This is a genomic window from Bradyrhizobium sp. WSM1743 (assembly GCF_000473065.1).
GTDB lineage: Bacteria > Pseudomonadota > Alphaproteobacteria > Rhizobiales > Xanthobacteraceae > Bradyrhizobium.
This window is the reverse complement of record NZ_AXAZ01000042.1, coordinates 50,255-71,680: the sequence shown is the minus strand read 5'-3', so window position 1 is coordinate 71,680 and position 21,426 is coordinate 50,255. Positions and strand designations below refer to the sequence as shown.

The following is a 21,426-nucleotide window of genomic DNA, read 5'->3' as shown; positions in this document are numbered from 1 at the left end:
TTATCCGGTCGAAGCGGCGGTGCGCCAGGTCCGCTCCAACGGCGAGATCAAATGGCGTGGCGAGCTCATCCACCTTTGCAGCGCTCTCGCTGGTGAAACAGTCGCCGTAGAGGAAACCGCCGATGGGCAATGGCAAGTGCGCTTCTTCAACGTGCCGATCGGCATCATCGATCAGAAAACATCGACGCTGCGGCGCTGCGCTAGCGCAGCGCCGCAGCGGACCGAACCATGAACGATTGTTACCTATCCATCCGGGCTGTTTTGTTACCCTTCCATCCGCTGGACAAAGCGCGACGCGCTCGCCTACGACCCTCCGCCCGCCGTGCCCGAATTCACCGGGGCCAGCTCGTCCTCCCGGCAGCGCCAGCCGTCGGCGGCTTTCACGAAGGCGAAAGTTCGCTGGATTCTCAAGCGACGCGTGACGTTGAAGGCTTCTGCGGAGCGCTCCTTGTTGCCGGCTCCCGGCTGCGGACGACCCGTCCTCGCGTCCCAGCAGGTGCCGGTGCAGATGGAGGCGACCTTGCTGCACATGGTGAAGGGCGCCAGCACGGCCATCTCGATCTCGCCCGTGACCTGCGCCTCCTGCTCAGTCACCTGGCTGTCGAGCGCATAGACGCGGTTGATGCGCAGGAAGTGGCCGCAGGAATTGGCCGCATGGATTCGCGCGGCGCAGAAATCGACCGCGTCGGTGTCGGGCGAGCGGGCCGCGACCTGCCGGCCGAACACTTTTCTGGGATCGCCCTTCGCCGCGCGGATTTCGTCGGTCTTGCGCTTCAAATGGTCGGCGAGACAGTCCTCCGCGGATTCCAGCTCCTGCAGCGGCACGTTCTCCTTGCCGACGAGATTGCATTTGCGGTCGCGTTCTCGCGTCCACCTTCCGTATTCGGCAAAGGCAAAGCGTGCCGCGATCGGGTCCAACTTGCCGATCAGGCCGAGCACCTGACCATTGAGCTCGGTTTCGGCAAGCGCCAGCGACGGGTCGGCGCAGATCAGCGCGCCCGCTGCGGTGTTGGCCGCGAGGCAGTCGAAATCCGGATCGCGCACGATGGCGGCGCGCTCCTCGGTGACCTTGAGCAGGCACGCCTTGACCCGGTCGAATTCGTCGGCGCGGATCGCGGTCTGGCCGACGATGCCGCAGCTGAGGTTGCGCTGGCGGATCCAGATCGCATTCTCCTCGATTGCGGGTAGGCGATCGGGCAGGCGGGCGAGCCGGGCCTCGATCGCCACGCTCAGCTTCTCGGCGGCGATGGCAAGCTCGGCATCACCGCAGAATAATTGATTGCCGGGGTCGCGAATCTGCTGACAGTTGTTTCTGGCAAACAGCGGCAGCCTGTCGGCGATCGAGCGGTCGGATTCCGCGGACGCGGGCGCCGCCGGCAATGCCAGCAGCGCAAGCACAGACAGCACGATGAATCGCATTCCAGTCGCCCCCGCATGGAAGGCGCCATGCTAGCGTCTGGGATCGTGTGAGGGAATGGGCTTATGGGCGTGCGCAGTACGAGGCCGCTACAATTAACGCGCCTCGGCGGCCGCCATCGAGACCTGCACCGGTTCGTCGACATACTTCATCACGGCCGACTGGTAGAGCACGAACAGCGGCTGATAGCTCCGGGTCGCATCATCCCGGATCATCGCCATGCGGCGATTGTCGAGCATCAGCCACTGGCCGTCGAGCTTTGCCGCGGCAATCGCGTGCTCCTCGCCGGCCCTGACGTCGCGCACCACGACGATGCGGAGGTCTTCAGAGGCGACGCCCGCCAGCCGCAGCGCGGCCAGCTTGGCGATGGCATAGTCCTCGCAATCGCCGGCGCCGCGCGCGAAGGTCGCAAGCGGCGAGCTCCAGACGTCGTCGCTGCCGTCATTGGCGGCGTGGATGGCGAGATTGATGGCGCGGTTGGTCTCGCCGAGGCGCGCGCGGCCGTCGCGGGCGCGGGCTTGGTCGACGATGGCGAGCAGCCTCAAGGCCGCCGGGGACGCGCAATTGTCCCGGTCGCCGTCGCATAGCGCGAGCTGCACCATGTCGTCGTCGAGCTTGTCCTTCAGCGCGGACCATTTCTGCTGCAGGCTGCCGGACGAGATGGCGAAGGCGAACACGCCGAACGGTTCGGCGGATTTGCGCACGAGGACGCTGGCGCCCGGCGACAGCAGCGTGCCGGCGCGAAGCTCGGCGGCCGATCCGAGCAGGATCAAGCCGCACAAGACAATGATTGCGCGCCAGGCGCGCGAGCGAGCAGCGGTCTCCATCTGACATCCCCTTCCCGAGCTTCGCGAGATCCCCCTCGATCTCGACGTGCCGGGCTTTGTTGCTTTCGCGGAGATAGTGCGAGACGGGCCGTTTTGTTCTGCTTAACGCGCCCGGCAGGGGTCCCAAAACCGGGTGACAGGCTGAAACGGGCCTGCCCGAATTGCGTAAAATTTTACGATTCGGAGGCTAGGAGGGGCCTCACTGCCGCGAAATGGAGCCAGCTGCAGGCAGAAGTTGCGATGCTGCCGATTCTGCCTCTCATGGCTAACAGCCCGCTATTTTACGGGTTCTGTTAGTTAGGTCACAGATTTAGCCCCGTATTTGCCGCAGAATGCTGCATGGCACCACGATGGAAAGATGACACAAGTATCCGTTCTACCAATTGTACGATAGATGACTTGGGGTGACGGAGAATGCGTGCATCTAAGCCTGTTTCGACTTCGGAATGCTTGAAATATTACTTCCGCTCGTCTGGGAAGGCGCCGTCATGCGGCGCTCTTACTGCCAAGTGACGCGAAATCACACAAGCAATAGACGGTTTCGCTAAGGACTTGGTAATGCTAAGCAAGCTTAGGCAGTCGATACTTACTTAGATTTTAACCCTTTTTACGGTGCCCGATTGAATTACGCTGGCAAATTTGACGCCGCGACCTCCTTGAACGGCGAGGGTTCCAGCGCGCCCGCCTACGTTCATACCGATTCCTTTGCGGCCAAGCCCTTCATCGCAAAGGCGCATGGTCATGTGCCTGATGGCGCGTTCGTTGTTCCCGACCCCAACCTGATCTTCAACGGCGAGTTCAAGCGCGCCGGCCTCGATCTCGTGCTGTCCCACGAAGGGCATGAGTTCGTGGTTCACGATTATTTCAGGGGTGACAAGCGCGCCGCGATCGCCTCGCCCGACGGCGCCCACCTCACCGGCGACATCGTCAACGCCCTCACCGGCCACGTCCAGGTCGCCCAGGCCGCCCCCGGCGCTGCTGCCGCTCAGGTCATCGGTCACGTCACGAAGCTCTCCGGCAGCGCGACCGCGATCCGCAACGGTGTCTCGGTCATCCTGAACAACGGCGACAATGTCGAGAAGGGCGACGTGGTCTCGACCGGCGCCGATTCGACGCTCGGCATCACCTTCATCGACGGCACCGTGTTCGGCCTGTCCTCCAATGCGCGGATGGTGCTGAACGAGATGGTCTACGATCCCAACGGGTCGAGCAACTCCTCGCTGCTCAGCCTGGTTGCGGGCACCATCACCTTCGTCGCCGGCGAGACCGCCAAACACGGCGACATGAAGGTCGACACGCCGGTCGCGACCATGGGCATCCGCGGCACCGCGGTGCTGACCCAGATCAACTTCGTCGTTCCCGCCGGCGGCGGCGATCCGCAGCCGCAGGCGAGCTTCCAGGTGCTGGTCGAGCCGAATGGCACCACAGGCTCCTACATCCTGTTCGACAAGATCACGCTACTGCCGATCGCGACGGTCAACCAGGCCGGCCAGATGATCCAGATCAGCGGCGGCAACGTCTCGATCTCCAATGCGCTGATGTCGCCGGAAATTCAGAAGCTGATCACGGACGTGTTCACGCTGAAGTTCACCGACAACAACACCAACACCAAGCTGACCACGAACTTCACCGACACGATCACGCCGTTCAGCCAGGACCTGGTGTTCAAGTCGGGATCCGGCCCCGTCGTCATCGCGACTTTCGTCAACCTCAATCCACAGGGACAGGACAATCCTGGCAATTCGACGCCGACAGCCGTCCGCATTCCTGGCCAGCCGACTGCGCAAAGCTTTGACCTCGGCGGCAATGTGAAAACGGCGTTCGCGCTGACCGAGCGCGCGGACACCACCGGCGACACGCACGCCGACACGGTTTCCGGCCTGATCAGATTCGTCGATCAAAACCTCGGCGACCGGCCGACGGTGAGCGTGAGTCTCGCCGAGGCACCGAACTATGTCTACAAGAACGCCGGCCAGCAGGATGTCACCGGCTCGCTCACCGCGCTCCAGAAGCAGGATATCGCGGCGACGCAGATCCAGATCAGCGTCGTTGCCGATGCCGCCAACAACAACAACGGCTCGGCGATCTGGACCTACACGATCCCGGATAAAGTCTTCGATTTCCTCGCGGCCGGCGAAACCCTGACGCTGACCTACATGGTCCGCGTCGACACCAATTTCGTGGTGAGCCCCGAGAGCAAGTTCATCCCGATCACCATCACCATCACGGGAACGAACGACAAGCCCACCGTGGCGACGTCCGGCGGAACCGTCATCGAGAAGGTCGGGACCGGCAACGAGGCCCTGGACAGCATCACAGGCACGGTCACCTTCACCGACGTCGATCTGACGGATCGGCCGATCGTGAGCGCGGCGCTCTCGTCGACCCAGCCGTTCAAATATCTTGATGCGGAGGGCAACGATATCACCGCGACGCTGACGCCGGAGCAACGCGCCGCGATCGCGGCCGTCGAGGTGCCGCTGACGGTGGTGCAGGGCGCGGGGAACGGCAACAACGGCTCGGCCACCTGGACCTACAGCGTTCCCGACCACTTGTTCGATTTCCTCGCCGAAGGCGAGACGCTGACGCTCAACTATGTGGTGCAGGTCGATGACGGACACGGCGGTGTGGTCAGCACGCCGATCACCGTGTCCATCAACGGTGCGGACGTCAATGTCGAGGGCACCAACGACGTGCCGACGATCGTCGAGGACGACACCACTCCAGCAGGGGCGGTGACCGAGGACACGGCGGCCACGCTCGCAGCGAACGGCACCATTACCTTCAACGATCCGGATCTCACGGACACTCACAGCGCGAGCTTCGTCCTGAAGTCGACGAATTCGAGCGCGCATCTGCCCGGTTTCGGCGACGGCACCTCGCATATCGGCACGTTCGCGCTTGAACCGGTGAGCGAGAGTCCCGGCGTCAGCTCGCGAGGTTCCGTAGGCTGGACCTTTACGCTCGACAATAACGATCCGGTGCTGCAGTCGCTGGCCAAGGGCCAGACCATCACGCAGGTCTACACCGTGACGATCGACGACCATCACGGTGGGACGGTCACCAAGGACGTCACGGTCACGATTACCGGCACCAACGACGCCCCGACCATCACGAGCGATGCAGACGCGGCAACGGGGAGCGTCACCGAGGACGCCGGCGCAACCCTGTCTTCCGGTGGGACGCTGGCGATCCAGGACCTCGATCTGATCGACACGCATACCGCGCAGACCGTGTTGAAGTGGGCGACGTCGAGCGCGCATCTGCCGGGCTTCGACGGCAACACGCCGCTTGGGACCTTCACGATCGATCCGTCGGTGACCGAATCCAACAGCGACACAAGCAACGGTGCCACGCTGGGCTGGCACTTCACGCTCGACAACAGCAATCCGGTGTTGCAGTCGCTGGCTGAGGGCCAGACCATCACGCAGGTCTATACCGTCACTTTCACCGACAATAACGGTGCGCAGGTATCCCAGGACGTCACGGTCACCATCGTCGGCACCAACGACGCGCCGACGATCACCAGCGATGCAGCCGCGGCCTCGGGGAGCGTCACCGAGGATACTTGCGCCACGCTGTCGATCGATGGCACGCTGGCGATCCAGGATCTCGACCTGATCGACACCCACACGGCGCAGGCCGTGTTCAAGTCGGCGACATCGAGTGCGCATCTGCCGGGCTTCGACGACGACACTCCGCTCGGCACTTTCACGATTGATCCGTCGGTGCACGAATTCAACACCGACACCGACAATGGTGCGACGCTGGGCTGGCACTTCAGCCTCGACAACAGTAATGCGGTGCTGCAATCGCTGGCTGAGGGCCAGACCATCACCCAGGTCTACACCGTCACCTTCACCGACGATCACGGCGCGCAGGTCTCGCAGGACGTCACCGTCACGATCAACGGCGCCAACGACGCGCCGACGATCACGAGTGATGCAGCCGATGCAGCCGGAGCGGTGACCGAGGATGCCTGCGCCACGCTGTCTATCGATGGCACGCTGGCGATCCAGGATCTCGACCTGATTGACACCCACACGGCGCAGGCCGTGTTCGGGTCGTCGACATCGAGTGCGCATTTGCCGGGCTTCGACGATGACACCCCGCTCGGCACTTTCACGATTGATCCGTCGGTACACGAATTCAACAACGACACCGACAATGGTGCGACGCTGGGCTGGCACTTCAGCCTCGACAACAGCAATGCGGTGCTGCAATCGCTGGCTGAGGGCCAGACCATCACCCAGGTCTACACCGTCACTTTCACCGACAATCACGGCGCGCAGGTCTCGCAGGACGTGACCGTCACGATCAACGGCGCCAACGACGCGCCGACGATCACGAGCGACGCGGACGCGGCGACGGGCGCGGTCACCGAGGACGAGGGCTCGTCGCTGACGACCGGTGGCACGCTGGCGATCCAGGACCTCGATCTGATCGACACCCACACGGCCGAGTGGTCGTTCAAGTCGTCGTCCGTCAGCATGGATCTGCCGGGCTTCGGGACAGGGTCGCATATCGGCACTTTCTCGATCGATTCATCGGTGACCGAATCCGGCAGCGACACCAGCAACGGCGCGACGCTGGGCTGGCATTTCACCTTGGACAATGACGATCCCGTGCTGCAGTCGCTGGCGGAAGGGCAGATCATCACTCAGGTCTACACCGTCACGTTCGACGACCACCATGGTGGCAAGGTCAGCCAGGACGTCACCGTCACGATCACCGGCACCAACGACGCGCCGGCGGCTTCCTATGTGACGTCGGACTACATGAACTTCGACGGCCAGACGATTGCCGTCGGCGAGGTGCCGACGGTGGCCACCGATGACGTGACGCTGGACGGCTGGGTCAACTGGAATGGCGCAGCAAATGCCGGCCACGGCCAGATCCTGTTCTACAACGGCAACACCTCGACCACCGGCTTCGGTCTCCTCGGCACCGTCAACGCTGATGGCACGATGGAGCTGCAGATTCTCGCGGGCGGACGCCAGATCGCCGATACCGGCGTGGCACTCACGGCGTCGCAGTGGCACAACATTGCGCTGACGCGCGAGAACGACACCTTCAAACTCTATCTCGACGGCCACCTCGAATATTCACAGTCATGGACGATCAACCCAATCGACGGCAGTCCGTCGAATCCGTCGGCGTCCTACATGATGATTGGTGCCGCGAGTGACTCAGGCGCCGCGGGCTTCGGCGCAGAAGGCTTCTACGGTGCGATCGCAGATGTCAGCGTCTGGACCACCGCGCTCACGCAGGCGCAGATCCAGTCGATCGATTTCACCGGTCTCACTGGCAACGAAGCCAATCTTGCCGCGTATTATCAGCTGAGCGACGGCAGCGGGACGACCGCCTCCAACGCGGTCAATACCGCCAAGAGCCTTGCAATTGAGGGCGATGCGGACTGGGCCAGCGGCACCTCCGGGCCGGGCAGCGCCATTGCCGATCTGATGGAAACCAATGCCGGCCAGCTGTCGCACGGCGCGCTGGCGGTCTCCGACGTCGACGCGATCGATCACGTCACCGTGTCGGTCAGCCAGCTGCAAGTCTCTCTCGACGGCATAGCGCAAACCGGCAATGTCGGCGGGCTGTCGCATGAGGCGCTGTTGAACTATCTCGCCGTCCCGTCGGGCGACATCCTGAACGGCACCGCCACCCATACGCAGTTCACCTGGACCTTCAACTCGCAGGGGCAGGCCTTCGACTTCCTCGCCGCCGGCCAGACGCTGTCGCTGCAATACACGATCGTTCCGTCGGATGCTCATGGCGCCGGCACGAGTGCGGTCGTCACCATCAACATCGCAGGGAGCAACGACGCGCCGACGCTCGATCATGCGACGCTCGCTTCCGTCGCCGGCAACGACAGTGATCCGAGCGGAGCTGCGATCAGCAGCTTGTTCGCGGACAAGTTCCACGACGCCGATACCGGCGCGACGTTCAAGGCCGTCGCGGTAACGTCCGACGCCGCCACCGCCGGGCAGGGCGTCTGGCAGTACGAGCTCGCCGGCACGGACCAATGGGTCGATATCGGGTCCGTCAGCGACACGACCGCGCTGGTGCTGAGCCCCGATACGCTGATCCGGTTCGTGCCCGCCAATGGCTTTTCCGGGACACCGGGCGCGCTGGGAGTCCATGCACTCGACGACACCTATACTGGCGCCATCACGACCGATCTGTCGATCGCCACGATCGATCTTTCGGTCACAGGCACCGGCGGCAAAACTCCGGTCTCGCAGGATCTCACCACCATCGGCACGGAAGTGATTGCTCCCGCCGACGGCCCGGTCATCAACACCGAGAGCTTCCAGGTCGAGCATATCATCGAGAACAACTCCGACATCATCACCGATCTCATGGTCGCCGGTTCAGCGACCCATGACTTCACCGTCGCGGTGTCGACCGCGCATCCGGATCTCAGCCAGGTCGACTTCTATCCGGCGTCCGGCACTCTCGACGAGATCAACCTGGGCTTCGAGACCGGTGCCGTCTACAATCCGACCGGTGCCAGCTCCGATCCCCAAGCCCAGCCGCCGGACACCGACCAGATCACGCTGACGGTGACGGATCAGACCACCGGCCTGTTCGATACCGTCCACTTCATCTTCAACGAGGCCGGCGACACCTGCCAGGGCGTCACACTGGAAGGCACCAGCGGCAAGGACGTCATCTTCGCGACCGATACGAACGACACGCTGACCGGCGGCGCCGCCAAGGATCAGTTCGTGTTCGCGCCGGGCTTGATGTACGACGACAACGGACAGCCCGTCACCGATTTCTCGCACACCATCACCGATTTCACGGTGGGCCTCGACAAGATCGACCTGCGCCAGTTCTCGGACGTGAGCTCAATGAGCAGCCTCGCCATCAGCCAGCAGCAGAATGGCGACACCCTGATCACCTGGAATCAGGAGATCACGCTGCAATCCGGGCCGATACAGGAACACGAGTCGCTCCTGCTCAAGAACGTGATTGCCGCAAATCTTCAGGCCAGCGATTTCATCTTCGGCACGCATGTCACGTGAGGACGTCCGGCTCTTTAGGCACCAAAAGCGGAATGGCATTAGATTGAATCGATTGCCGCGGGCTCGCTCACCTCTCCCGCTTGCGGGAGAGGTCGGCGCGAAGCGCCGGGTGAGGGCTCTCTGCGCTAGGGGATTGTCCCATTGCGGAAACACCTCTCCCCAACCCTCTCCCGCAAGCGGGAGAGGGAGCCCACCTTCGCCTTTGCGGCTATCGAGCCTCATCTCATCACGCTTTAGCCTGACGGCGGCGAAAAATTCATAATCCACCACCGTCAGGGAATAGCCAATCGCGCGCCGACGCTCCATGATCGGTGCGCCCGGCGTGGTGCAGGGCAGGAAGTCCAGCTGGCATGAAACGTCTCAAGATCTTGCGGCGGTGGTTTGCGCAAAAGTTCGGCTTTGCGCGGCTGATGTGCCTTGCGCTGCTGGTTCTGTTTGCCGGCGCCCGCCTCTGGGATCCGCCGCCGATCCAGGAATTGCGGCTCCGCACGTTCGACATGTTCCAGCTGATCGATCCCAGGCACAAGACGGCGCGGCCGGTCACGATCGTCGATATCGACGACAAGAGCCTCGCCAAGCTTGGCCAGTGGCCGTGGCCGCGCACGCGGATTGCCGATTTGATCCAGAACCTCACCAACAACGGCGCGGTGGCGATCGGCTTCGACGTGGTCTTCTCGGAAGCCGACCGGCTCAATCCGGATCTGGTCGCGAGCCAGATGCGTTATCTCGACGATGCTACGCGCGCCAAGCTGCGCGAGCTGCCGACCAACGACCAGATCCTTGCCGAGGCGATCAAGCGCTCGCGCGTGGTGCTGGGCGAGACCGGGCAGCGGGCGATCTCTTCGGAGATCGACAAGACGCTGCCGTTCACCGGCGTGGCGACGGTTGGCGAGGAGGGCGCCGAGCGCTTCCTGTTCGAATTCCCCGGCCTACTCCGCAACGTGCCCGTCATCGAGAGGGTCGCGGCCGGCCGCGGCCTGTTCACCATCAAGACCGAGCGCGACGGCCTGATCCGCCGCGTGCCGATGGTGATGCGCGCCCAGGGCAACATCATGCCCTCGCTCAGCCTCGAGATTTTGCGCGTCGCCACGGGCACGCCGACGCTGCTGATCCGGACCGACAAGACCGGCGTGCGGGCCGTTCGCCTCAAGGGCGTCGAGATTCCGACCGACAAGAACGGTCAGCTCTGGGTGCATTATGCGCGCCAGGACCCTTCGATCTACGTCTCCGCGGTCGACGTGATCGACAACACCGTGCCGCCCGCCAAGCTGGCCGGCAAGCTGGTGCTGGTCGGTACCTCCGCGGTCGGGCTCAACGACATCAAGACCACGCCGGTGTCCTCGACCATGCCCGGGGTCGAGATCCATGCCCAGGTGCTGGAGAGCGTGCTGAGCGGCGCCGTGATTTCCCAGCCGAACTACGCGCTCGGCGTCGAGTTGCTCGCCGCGCTCGTGATCGGCCTGCTCGTCATCATCTTTACGCCCAATCTCGGCCCCGTGCGCCTCGTGCTCGCCGGTGCGATGTTCGCCGCAATCCTGGTCGGCACGTCCTGGTTCTTCTACGCGCAGTACCGCTACCTGATCGACTTCACCTATCCGCTGCTCTCGACCACGGCGATCTATTTGACGCTGATCTTCGCCAGCTTCGTGCGCGAGCAGCGCCAGCGCGTGCAGATCCGCGGCATGTTCGCGCAATACATGTCGCCGGTGCTGGTCGAGCAGCTGGCGCAGTCGCCGGAAAAGCTCGTGCTCGGCGGCGAGGAGCGCGAGATGACGATCATGTTCTCCGACGTGCGCGGCTTCACCACGATCTCGGAGAGCTACAAGCACGATCCGCAAGGGCTGATCGCGCTGATGAACCGCTTCCTGACGCCGCTGACCGACGTCATCATCGAGCGCAAGGGCTATATCGACAAGTACATGGGCGACGCCATCATGGCGTTCTGGAACGCGCCGCTCGACGATGCCGAGCACGAGATCAACGCCTGCGAAGCCGCGATCCAAATGCTCGAGCAGATCGACGCGGTCAACAAGGAGCGCGAGCAGGAAGCGGCCGACGGCGGCCACGTCTATATCCCGCTCAATGTCGGCATCGGTCTCAACACCGGCGTTGGCGTGGTCGGCAACATGGGGTCCGACCTGAAGAAAAACTATTCGGTGCTCGGCGACAGTGTGAACCTGGCCTCGCGCCTGGAAGGCCAGTCGAAGGAGTACGGCTTTCCCATCATCATCGGCTCCAGGACCGCACTCGCCGCAAAGGAGAAGTTCGCGATCCTCGAGCTCGACTTCATCATGGTCAAGGGCAAGACCGAGCCGGAAGTCATTTACGCCATCGCGGGCCGCGAGGACGTGATGCATTCAGGCGCGTTCCAGCGCCTGCGCAACATCACCATCGAGATGCTCGGCTGCTACCGCAGCCGCGATTGGCAGGGCGCACTGGACGCGATCGAGCGTGGCCGCAAAAGCGAGGACGCCGACACGCTGGAGAAGCTGTTCAGGCTCTATGAAGCACGGATCAAGTCTTTCCAGGTCAATCCACCACCGGAGGGCTGGACCGGGGCGTATGCGTTGCTGACGAAGTAGTCGTCAGGCACTCGCTGTCGTCCCGGACAAGCGCGCCCAAAGCGCGCGCTGATCCGGGACCCATACCGCGGAATCTCTCTTAGGGCAGGCTGGAGGAGGCCAAACCTCCTCCCGTGGCTGGTCCCGGGTCTGCGCTGACGCTTGCCCGGGACGACAGCGGTGTTTGACGCCGCCGCGTGCCAGCCTCAAGCCTCACTCCACCCCGATCGTCGTCAGATCCTGGAACCAGTGCTGCGCCTGCACAAACTGCTTGATCTTCGGCGAGAGTGCATGTGGGTTGGTGTCGTGGACGACCCAGACCAGCGTGGCATCGTCCACGATCAGCGCATGCGCCTGCGCCAGCAACTCGTCCTGCTTGGCGCTGTCGAAGGTCTGCTTGGCCTCGTCGATCAGCGCGTCGACCTTCGGGTTCTTGTAGCCGCCCCAGTTGACGCCGACAGGCGCGATCTGCCCCGAATGGAAGAAGCGGACGATGGCGTAGAGCGGGTCCGAGGTGACATAGGCGATGTTGTTGGCGGTGATGCCGGCGTTCATCTCGTCCGCCGCGCCCTTGCGCCAATGCGTATAGAGCGTCTCGAGCTCGACCACTTTGAAGTCGAGGTCGATGCCGATCTCCTTGAAGCTCTGCTGCAGGAACTCGTTCATGGGCAGCGACAGCATCTGGCCGGTGCCGCCTTGCGCGATGATGAAGGTGGTCTTGAGCGGTTTTGCTTTCGAATAGCCCGCTTCCTCCACCAGCTTCTTCGCTGCAGCCAGATCATATTTCAGCTCGAAGCTCGGCTTGCCGAACCACGGGCTCGACGGGTCGACCTGACCCTTGGCAGGCTTGGCGAGACCATTCATCAGGCCGACCACTGCGTCGCGATCGATCGCGAGGTTCAGCGCCTTGCGCAGGCGGATGTCGGTCCAGGGCGAGCCCGGCAGCACGCTGAGGTGATAATTCCAGACGTGCGGCGTGACGTTGTCGACGAGCTTCATGCCGGCCGCTTTCAGCTGCGGCACGGCATCGGGTGCCGGCGTCTCGATCAGGTCCACTTGTCCGGCAAGCAGCGCGTTGGTGCGCGTCAGCGCTTCCGGCATCGGCACCAGCACGATCTTGTCGGCCTTGGGAATCCGCTTCTTGTTCCAGTAGTCCGGATTCTTCGTGAGCTCGGCGAGCTCGCGCGGCACCAGCTTGGTCAATTTGAATGGGCCGGTGCCGGACGGCTGACTGGCGAACTTGTCCCAATCCTTGCCGAGCTTTTCGTACTGCGCCGGACTCGAGAGCAGGAACCACAACATCTGATAGGGGAAGAAGGAATCGACCGTCTTGGTGGTGATCTCCACCGTGAAGTCGTCGATCTTGGCGTAGCTGGCGACGGAGGGTAGGCGGGTCTTCACCTGCGCGCTCTGCCGCTTGTCGAATTGCGGCGCCTTGTCGTTGAGCACCTTGTCGAGATTCCAGATCACGGCGTCGGCGTTGAACTCGCTGCCGTCGTGAAACGTCACACCCTTGCGAAGGGTAAAGCGCCACTTCGTCTTGTCGGTATCGTCGACCTTCCATTCGGTGGCGAGGCCCGGCACCAGCTTGCCGGGGCGATCGGCGACGTCCATCTCCCAGGCGACCAGGGGATCGTAGATCGTGTAGGCGGTGAACTGATAAGCGCCGGCGCCGCGATCAGGCTGGCCGGTGGTCAGTGGAATGTCCGCCATCGAGATGCCGTAGCGCACCACCGTTTCGGCGCGCGCTGAGATTGCAGACAACGCCAGCGCAAGCACGGCAAGACAGGTCGACAGACGAATACGCATGGCCCAAAGCTCCCAGGAGAAGTCGAGGCCAAACTTGCAATCTTGATGCCAGAATAGGCAGCGCGCCGTTTCCGCCGGTGCGTCATCACAAGGACTTGTCGCCGCAGGGGCAATTTGCAGAATTTGTTTCTCCTTGGCATAGCCATTGCATACGATTGCATCAAAATTAATCATCGAAAGCCGGAAAAGGACTGAGGCGATGCTTATCAAGAAGAACAAGACTCGCGCGGCGCTGATCGCGCTGCTGGCGCTCGGCAGCGCAGCTGCCTGGCCGCGCGTGGTAGCTGCGGAAACTGTGCTGCGCATCGGCATGACTGCTGCCGATATTCCGCGCACCCTCGGCCAGCCCGATCAGGGTTTTGAAGGCAACCGCTTCACCGGCCTCACCATGTATGACGCGCTGACCGGCTGGGACCTGTCCTCTGCCGACAAGGCGAGCGTGGTGATTCCCGGCCTTGCCACTGAGTGGAAGGTCGACGATGCCGACAAGACCAAATGGGTCTTCAAGCTGCGCCCCGGCGTCACCTTCCACGATGGCTCGCCGTTCAATGCGGACGCGGTGGTGTGGAATGTCGAGAAGGTCTTGAAGCAGGACGCGCCGCAATTCGACGCCAGCCAGGTCGGCGTCACGGCCTCGCGCATGCCGACGCTGGCTTCTGCGAAGAAGATCGACGACATGACGGTCGAGCTCACCACCAAGGAGCCCGACAGCTTCCTGCCGATCAACCTCACCAATTTGTTCATGGCGAGCCCGGCGAAGTGGCAGGCCTTCTACGACAAGGCCGAAGGCACTGACGCCAAGGCGAAGTCGCAAGCCGCCTGGACCGCCTTCGCCAAGGACGCCTCGGGCACCGGCCCGTGGAAGATGGCGAGCTTCACGCCGCGCGAACGGCTCGAGCTGGTCAAGAATGCGGCCTATTGGGACAAGGCACGCGTGCCCAAGATCGACAAGATGGTGCTGCTGCCGATGCCGGAAGCGAACGCGCGCACCGCGGCACTGCTCTCCGGTCAGGTTGATTGGGTCGAGGCGCCGGCGCCGGACGCGCTGCCCGAGCTGAAACAGCGCGGCTTCAAGCTCTACGCCAACGAGCAACCCCATGTCTGGCCGTGGCAGTTCTCGCGCGTCGAGGGCTCGCCGTGGAATGACATCCGCGTGCGCAAGGCGGCGAACCTCTGCGTCGATCGCGAAGGCCTCAAGGACGGCCTGCTCGCCGGCCTGATGGTGCCGGCGACCGGCACGTTCGAGCCCGGCCATCCCTGGCGCGGCAAGCCGGCTTTTGAGATCAAGTACGACAAGGCGACAGCGCAAAAGCTGATGCAGGAGGCCGGCTACGGTCCCAACAAGAAGCTGACGGTGAAGACGCAGACCTCCGCGTCAGGTTCGGGCCAGATGCAGCCCTTGCCGATGAACGAGTATCTCCAGCAGGCGCTGGCCGAATGCTATTTCGACGTACAGCTCGACGTCATCGAATGGAATACGCTGTTCACCAACTGGCGCCGCGGCGCCAAGGATCCCAGCGCCAACGGCTCGCACGCGACCAACGTGACCTATGCGGCGATGGACCCGTTCTTCGCACTGGTGCGCTTCCTGCAATCGGGCATGGCGCCGCCGGTCTCGAACAATTGGGGCTTCATCAACAACCCCAAGTTCGACGAGCTGGTGAAGAAGGCGCGCCAGACCTTCGATCCCGCCGCACGTGACGCCGCGCTCGCCGAATTGCACGCAGCCTCCGTCGACGACGCCGCCTTCCTCTATGTCGCCCACGACGTCGGCCCGCGCGCGATGAGCCCGAAAGTGACAGGCGTCGTGCAGCCGAAGAGCTGGTTCATCGACTTCTCGCCGGTGTCGATGAATTAGTGAGGCATTAGCAGCGTACTCGGTGCACCCTCTCCTCCCGTGGGAGAGGGGCGCTTCGCGACAGCGAAGCCGAGTGAGGGGTCTCTCTCCGCGGGAGCTGACCCCCATCGATGCAATAATCTCGCGGACAGATACCCCTCATCCGGCGCTTCGCGCCACCTTCTCCCACAAGGGGAGAAGGAAAGAAAAGAACCAAACGTGCTCGCCTATACTGCCAGACGCATTGTCTATGTCGTCCCCATCGTCATCAGCGTGGCGCTGGTGTGCTTTCTGCTCGTGCACATCACGCCGGGCGATCCGCTCGTCGCCGTGCTGCCGGCCGACGCCTCGCAGGAGCTCGCCGCGCAACTTCGCGCCGCCTATGGCTTCGACCGGCCGCTGCCGGTGCAGTTCGGCCTCTGGCTCTTGCGCGCGCTGCATGGCGATCTCGGCAATTCCATTGCCACCGGGCGCCCGGTGCTCGCCGAAGTCATGCGCGCGGTCGGCAACACGGTCACGCTCGCGATCGCCGCCGCCATCATCGGCTTCACCATGGGTATCCTGCTCGGCCTGATCGCCGGCTATTTCCGCGAGACCTGGATCGACAAGGTCGCGACCTCCTTTGCCATCGCTGGCGTGTCGGTGCCGCATTACTGGCTCGGCATGCTGCTCGTCATCATCTTCTCGGTCCAGCTGAACTGGCTGCCCGCGGTTGGCGCCGGTCCCAGCGGCTCCAACTCCTGGGCGTGGGACTGGGCGCACCTGAAATATCTCGTGTTGCCGGCGATCACGACCTCGGTGATTCCCATGGGTATCGTCACGCGCACGGTGCGTGCTCTCACCGGTGACATCCTTAGCCAGGATTTCGTCGAGGCCTTGCGGGCAAAGGGCCTGCGTGAAACCGGCGTGTTCCGCCACGTCATCAAGAACGCCGCGCCCACCGCGCTCGCCGTGATGGGGCTTCAACTCGGCTACATGCTCGGTGGCTCGATCCTGATCGAGACCGTGTTCTCCTGGCCGGGCTCGGGCTTCCTGCTCAATTCGGCGATCTTCCAGCGCGACCTGCCGCTGCTGCAAGGCACGATTCTGATCCTGGCGCTGTTCTTCGTCTTCCTCAATCTCCTGGTCGACATCGCCCAAGCCGCGATCGATCCGCGCATCAAGCGGGGCTAGCGGGATGAGCGAGCTTCCGTTGTCAGCCGCCGCCGACGCCGCGCTGCAGGCCGCACCCGCCACCAAGGCACGCGGCTATTGGGCGACCGTCGGACGCCGCATCATGCGCGACAAGGTCAGCATGGCCTGCGCGCTGGTGCTGCTGCTGATCTTTCTCTCCGCGATTCTCGCGCCGTGGCTGGGTCTCGAAGACCCCTACAAGGGCTCGATGATCCGCCGCCTCCGTCACATCGGCACGACAGGCTATCCGCTCGGCACCGACGAGCTCGGCCGCGACATGCTGGCGCGACTGATCTATGGCGGGCGGCTGTCGCTGGTGATCGGCATCCTGCCCGTAATCCTGGCCTTCTGCATCGGCACCTCGCTCGGCATCGTCGCCGGCTATGTCGGCGGCAAGCTCAACACCGCGATCATGCGCACCGTGGACGTGTTCTACGCTTTCCCGTCCGTTCTGCTGGCGATCGCGATCTCCGGCGCGCTGGGCGCCGGCATCCTCAACTCCATCGTGGCGCTCACCATCGTGTTCGTGCCGCAGATCACCCGCGTCGCCGAGAGCGTCACCACAGGCGTGCGCAACATGGACTTCGTCGAGGCCGCACGCGCCTCCGGCGCGGGCGCCTTCACCATCATGCGCGTGCACATCCTCGGCAACGTGCTCGGTGCAATTTTCGTCTATGCGACGAGCCTGATCTCGGTCTCGATGATCCTGGCGGCCGGCCTGTCCTTCCTCGGCCTCGGCACCAAGCCACCCGAGCCGGAATGGGGCTTGATGCTGAACACCTTGCGCACCGCGATCTATGTCAATCCCTGGGTCGCAGCCTTGCCGGGTGCGATGATCTTCGCGGTCTCGATCTGCTTCAATCTCCTCTCGGACGGCCTGCGCAGCGCCATGGACATCAGGAATTAACGCAATGAGAGAGATTCTGATTGCGGCGATGTCGGAGCCACACCTCTCCCGAAGGGAGAGGTCGGATTGCATCGCAAGATGCAATCCGGGTGAGGGGTTACGCTGCATCGAGTTTGCCGCGCCCCCTCACCCGGCGCTACGCGCCGACCTCTTCCCGATGGGGAGAGGTAAAGGATACCGGCCATGAGCGAGAATGCCTCAGTTGAAATGCTCGAACCGGTCGAGGACCGCGGCGGAGTCGCGCAGCCGCTGCTGCAGGTCAACGGCCTGACCAAGCATTTCCCGGTGCGCGGTGGGCTGTTCGCCGCCAAGCGCACCGTGCGCGCCGTCGACAACGTCTCGTTCTCCGTCGCCAAGGGCGAGACCGTCGGCATCGTCGGCGAGTCCGGCTGCGGCAAGTCCACCACCGCGCGCCTTTTGATGCATCTGATGCCGTGCGATGACGGCGACATCATCTATGACGGCATGACGGTCGGGCAGTCGCTCTCGCTGCGCGAGCTGCGCCGCGGCATGCAGATGGTGTTTCAGGATTCCTACGCTTCGCTCAATCCGCGCCTGACCATCGAGGAATCCATCGCGTTCGGGCCCAAGGTTCACGGCATGGCCGATGGCGCGGCGCGGGCGCTCGCTCGCGAGCTGCTCGGCAAGGTCGGCTTGCGTCCGGAAACCTTCGCCAACCGTTATCCGCACGAAATCTCCGGCGGCCAGCGCCAGCGCGTCAACATCGCCCGCGCGCTCGCTCTCTCGCCGCGGCTGGTGATCCTGGATGAGGCCGTCTCCGCGCTCGACAAATCCGTCGAGGCGCAGGTGCTCAACCTGCTGGCCGATCTCAAGCGCGAGTTCGGTCTGACCTATCTCTTCATCAGCCACGACCTTAACGTCGTCCGTTACATCTCGGACCGCGTGCTGGTGATGTATCTCGGCGAGGTCGTCGAGCTCGGCCCGGTCGACCAGGTCTGGGACGCGCCGGCCCACCCCTACACGCGCGCCCTTCTCGCGGCGATGCCGTCATCGGACCCCGACAAGCGCACCGAGACGCCGCCAATATCAGGCGACCCGCCCAATCCGATCGATCCGCCCTCGGGCTGCCGCTTCCACACCCGTTGTCCGTTTGCGGAGCCGCTCTGCGCAAATGCGACACCAAAGCTCACCGCGCTCGATAGAATGGGTCACGAGGCCGCGTGCTACATGGCGATCCCGGGTTCAGGCCATAGCCGCGCACCCGCAGGGGAAACAGCATGACAAGACCGACACCGAAAGAGATCAAGCCCATCGCGCAAGTCTCGGGTATTCCCGTGGACGACGAGATCGCAACCCGCATCTCCAATGCCATCGGACCTGCCTTCGAAGGCTTCGCCGCCATCGCCGGCACGCTGCCATTCGATCTCGAGCCGGCCGGCTACGTGCTCGCGCAGATGCAGAAGGTGTCGAAATGAACGCCGAGCCTGCATTGATGACGCTCACCGAGGTCGCGCGTGCGATCGCGATGAAGCAGCTGTCCTCGCATGAGGTGACGCGCGCGCTGCTGCACCGCATTGGGCAATGGCAGCCGCACCTCAACGCGTTCATGTCGATCGAGGCCGAAGCTGCATTGAAAGCGGCGGATGCCGCCGATTCCGAGCTCGCCAAAGGCAATGTCCGAGGCCCGCTGCACGGCGTGCCGCTCGCGCACAAGGACATGTATTACGACGCTGGCCACGTTGCGACCTGCGGCTCCCTGATCCGCCGCGATTTCGTGCCGACCGTGACCTCCACCGCCTTGCAACGGTTGAAGGACGCCGGCCAGGTTCGGCTCGGCACGCTGCATCTGGCCGAGTTCGCCTATGGCCCGACCGGCCACAACGCCCATTACGGTCCGGTGCGCAATCCCTGGAACGTCGCCCACATCACCGGCGGCTCCTCGTCCGGCTCCGGCTCCGCGGTTGCCGCACGCCTGACCTATGCGGCGCTCGGCTCCGACACCGGCGGCTCGATCCGCATGCCCGCGCATTTCTGCGGCGTCACCGGCCTCAAGACCACTGTGGGCCGCGTCAGCCGCGCCGGTGCGATGCCGCTGTCGCAATCGCTCGACACGGTCGGCCCGCTCGCCCGCACCGCCGAGGACTGCGCGCTGTTGCTGGCGCTGATGGCCGGCCCCGATCCTGCCGATTCGACCTGTAGTCACGAGCCGTTGTCGGATTACGTCGCAGCGACGAAGGGCTCGCTGAAGGGCCTCAAGATCGGCGTGCCCGCGTCGTTCTATGTCGACGATCTCGACAGCGAGGTCGCGCGCGTGCTGGACGAGACCATCGCCGTGCTCAAGCGTGAGGGCGCCGACATCATCAAGGTCGACCTTCCCGATCAGCGGCAATTGTCTTCGGCAAGCCAGCTCGTGCTCGCCGCGGAAGCCGCCGCCTTCCACAAGCGCTGGATGATCGAGCGTCCGCAGGATTATGGCCCGCAGGTTTTGATGCGGCTTCAGAACGGGCTTGCCGTTCCCGCTATCACCTATCTTGAGGCGATGCGCTGGCGTGGGTCCGCCCTCGCCGCGCATAACGCCGCAACCGCTGGCGTCGATGCGGTGATCGCACCGGCGTCTCCGGTGCCGGCGCCGACGATCGAGGAGAGCGACGTCGGCGGCGGTCCGAACGCGCCGGCGCTGTTGCAGCGATTGACGCTGTTCACCCGCCCGGTGAATTTCCTCGGCCTGCCGTCGCTCACCGTGCCCTCCGGCTTCACCAGAAGCGGCCTGCCGGTCGGCATGCAGTTGATCGGCCGCTCCTTCGACGAAGCGACCTTGCTCACCATCGGCGCCGCCTTCCAGCGCGCCACCGACTATCACGACCGGATCCCCAAGCTGCCGTCATGACCAAGCTCGTCGCGATCTCAGGCCTCAACATCCGCTTCACCGGCGAGCGCACGGTCTATGCCGTGAACGACCTCAGCCTGTCGCTCGGCAACAGCGAGGTGCTCGGCCTGCTCGGCGAATCCGGTTCGGGCAAGAGTGTGACCCTGCGTGCGCTGATGCGGCTGTTGCCGAAGAAGCGCACGCAGATCTCCGGCACGGTCAACGTGCTGGGCCGTGACGTGCTCGCCATGAACGACGAAGAGCTGTCGTCGTTTCGCGGCCAGACCGTCTCGATGATCTTCCAGGAGCCCGCGCTGGCGCTCGATCCGGTCTACACCATCGGGGCGCAGATCGCCGAAAGCGTGGTGCGTCACGAGGGCAAGAGCTTTGCGGAAGGGCGCGCGCGGGCGCTCGAAATGCTCGAGGTCGTGCGCATTCCCTCGGCCAAGCGCCGGCTCGATGCCTATCCGCACGAGATGTCCGGCGGCATGCGCCAGCGCGCGATGATCGCGCTGGCGCTCGCCTGTCGGCCAAAAATCCTGCTGGCCGACGAGCCGACCACCGCGCTCGATGCCACCGTGCAGATCCAGATCCTCTTGCTGCTGCGCGAGCTGCAGCGCGAGTTCGGCATGTCCGTCATTTTCGTCACCCACGACATCGGCGTCGCCATCGAGATCTGCGACCGCGTCGCGGTAATGTATGCAGGCCAGATCGTGGAGCAGGGCTCGCTTCGCGACATCGTCCGCTCGCCCGTGCATCCCTACGCCAAGGGCCTGCTCGCCTCCACCATCCATGGCGCCAAGCGGGGCCAGCGGCTGGAGACCATCCCCGGCACGCCGCCCTCGCTCGCCGAGAAGCCGCACAATTGCTCCTTCGCACCCCGCTGCGCTATGGCCCAGCCGCGCTGCCTGGAGCAATTGCCTGCGAATGTCGAGGTGGAGGCGGGACGAGCGGCAAGGTGTGTGCTGGCGGGACCGGTTGCCGCGACGTAGCGCGCCAACCGGCCGGGGCCGCGAGCAGCATTCACACCCCAT

12 protein-coding genes and 1 pseudogene are annotated in these 21,426 nt (G+C 64.0%); 10 read left to right on the top strand and 3 right to left on the bottom strand.

Annotation, left to right across the window (positions count from 1 at the left end; genetic code table 11):
* A pseudogene (locus tag YU9_RS49165) lies at nt 1-232 on the top strand (integrase); the annotation flags it as partial.
* 71 nt (nt 233-303) lie between these two features.
* On the opposite strand, the gene YU9_RS0123595 reads toward YU9_RS49165, so the two are convergent.
* Nucleotides 304-1,419: a lysozyme inhibitor LprI family protein gene (locus YU9_RS0123595; protein WP_027575010.1), complete on the bottom strand. Its 1,116-nt coding sequence runs from the start codon at nt 1,417-1,419 to the stop codon at nt 304-306.
* Between the two features lie 93 nt (nt 1,420-1,512).
* A complete protein-coding gene (locus tag YU9_RS0123590; RefSeq protein ID WP_027575009.1) occupies nt 1,513-2,244 on the bottom strand; it encodes a transglutaminase-like cysteine peptidase in 732 nt (243 codons plus the stop codon).
* Nucleotides 2,245-2,864: 620 nt separating this feature from the next.
* On the opposite strand from YU9_RS0123590, the gene YU9_RS45105 reads away from it, so the two are divergent.
* Nucleotides 2,865-9,278 carry a VCBS domain-containing protein gene (locus YU9_RS45105; RefSeq protein WP_245266500.1) on the top strand — a complete coding sequence of 2,138 codons (6,414 nt, stop codon included), beginning with the start codon at nt 2,865-2,867 and terminating at the stop codon, nt 9,276-9,278.
* Between the two features lie 350 nt (nt 9,279-9,628).
* Nucleotides 9,629-11,860: a CHASE2 domain-containing protein gene (locus YU9_RS0123580; RefSeq protein ID WP_027575007.1), complete on the top strand. Its 2,232-nt coding sequence runs from the start codon at nt 9,629-9,631 to the stop codon at nt 11,858-11,860.
* Nucleotides 11,861-12,052: 192 nt separating this feature from the next.
* Here YU9_RS0123580 and YU9_RS0123575 read toward each other — a convergent pair whose 3' ends face one another.
* A complete protein-coding gene (locus YU9_RS0123575) occupies nt 12,053-13,648 on the bottom strand; it encodes an ABC transporter substrate-binding protein (RefSeq protein ID WP_027575006.1) in 1,596 nt (531 codons plus the stop codon).
* A 199-nt stretch (nt 13,649-13,847) separates the two neighbouring features.
* On the opposite strand from YU9_RS0123575, the gene YU9_RS0123570 reads away from it, so the two are divergent.
* The 7 genes from YU9_RS0123570 (at nt 13,848) to YU9_RS0123540 (ending at nt 21,384) form a co-directional block, all read left to right on the top strand.
* Nucleotides 13,848-15,506, top strand: coding sequence for an ABC transporter substrate-binding protein (locus YU9_RS0123570; RefSeq protein ID WP_027575005.1), 1,659 nt, complete (start codon nt 13,848-13,850; stop codon nt 15,504-15,506).
* A 198-nt stretch (nt 15,507-15,704) separates the two neighbouring features.
* Entirely contained in the window at nt 15,705-16,658 is a 954-nt protein-coding gene (locus YU9_RS0123565; protein WP_018643381.1) for an ABC transporter permease, read from the top strand.
* Between the two features lie 4 nt (nt 16,659-16,662).
* Entirely contained in the window at nt 16,663-17,565 is a 903-nt protein-coding gene (locus YU9_RS0123560) for an ABC transporter permease (RefSeq protein ID WP_027575004.1), read from the top strand.
* A gap of 183 nt (nt 17,566-17,748) precedes the next feature.
* Complete coding sequence (locus tag YU9_RS0123555) at nt 17,749-18,807, top strand: ABC transporter ATP-binding protein (protein ID WP_027575003.1); 1,059 nt, start codon at nt 17,749-17,751, stop codon at nt 18,805-18,807.
* Nucleotides 18,804-19,001, top strand: coding sequence for a hypothetical protein (locus YU9_RS0123550; protein ID WP_027575002.1), 198 nt, complete (start codon nt 18,804-18,806; stop codon nt 18,999-19,001). The genes YU9_RS0123555 and YU9_RS0123550 overlap by 4 nt, the downstream gene beginning before the upstream one ends.
* Entirely contained in the window at nt 18,998-20,413 is a 1,416-nt protein-coding gene (locus tag YU9_RS0123545) for an Asp-tRNA(Asn)/Glu-tRNA(Gln) amidotransferase GatCAB subunit A (protein ID WP_027575001.1), read from the top strand. Before YU9_RS0123550 ends, YU9_RS0123545 begins: the two co-directional genes overlap by 4 nt.
* The gene (locus YU9_RS0123540) at nt 20,410-21,384 is read left to right on the top strand and encodes an ABC transporter ATP-binding protein (protein WP_027575000.1); all 975 of its coding nucleotides are present in this window, start codon (nt 20,410-20,412) and stop codon (nt 21,382-21,384) included. Before YU9_RS0123545 ends, YU9_RS0123540 begins: the two co-directional genes overlap by 4 nt.
* Nucleotides 21,385-21,426 lie beyond the last annotated feature (42 nt).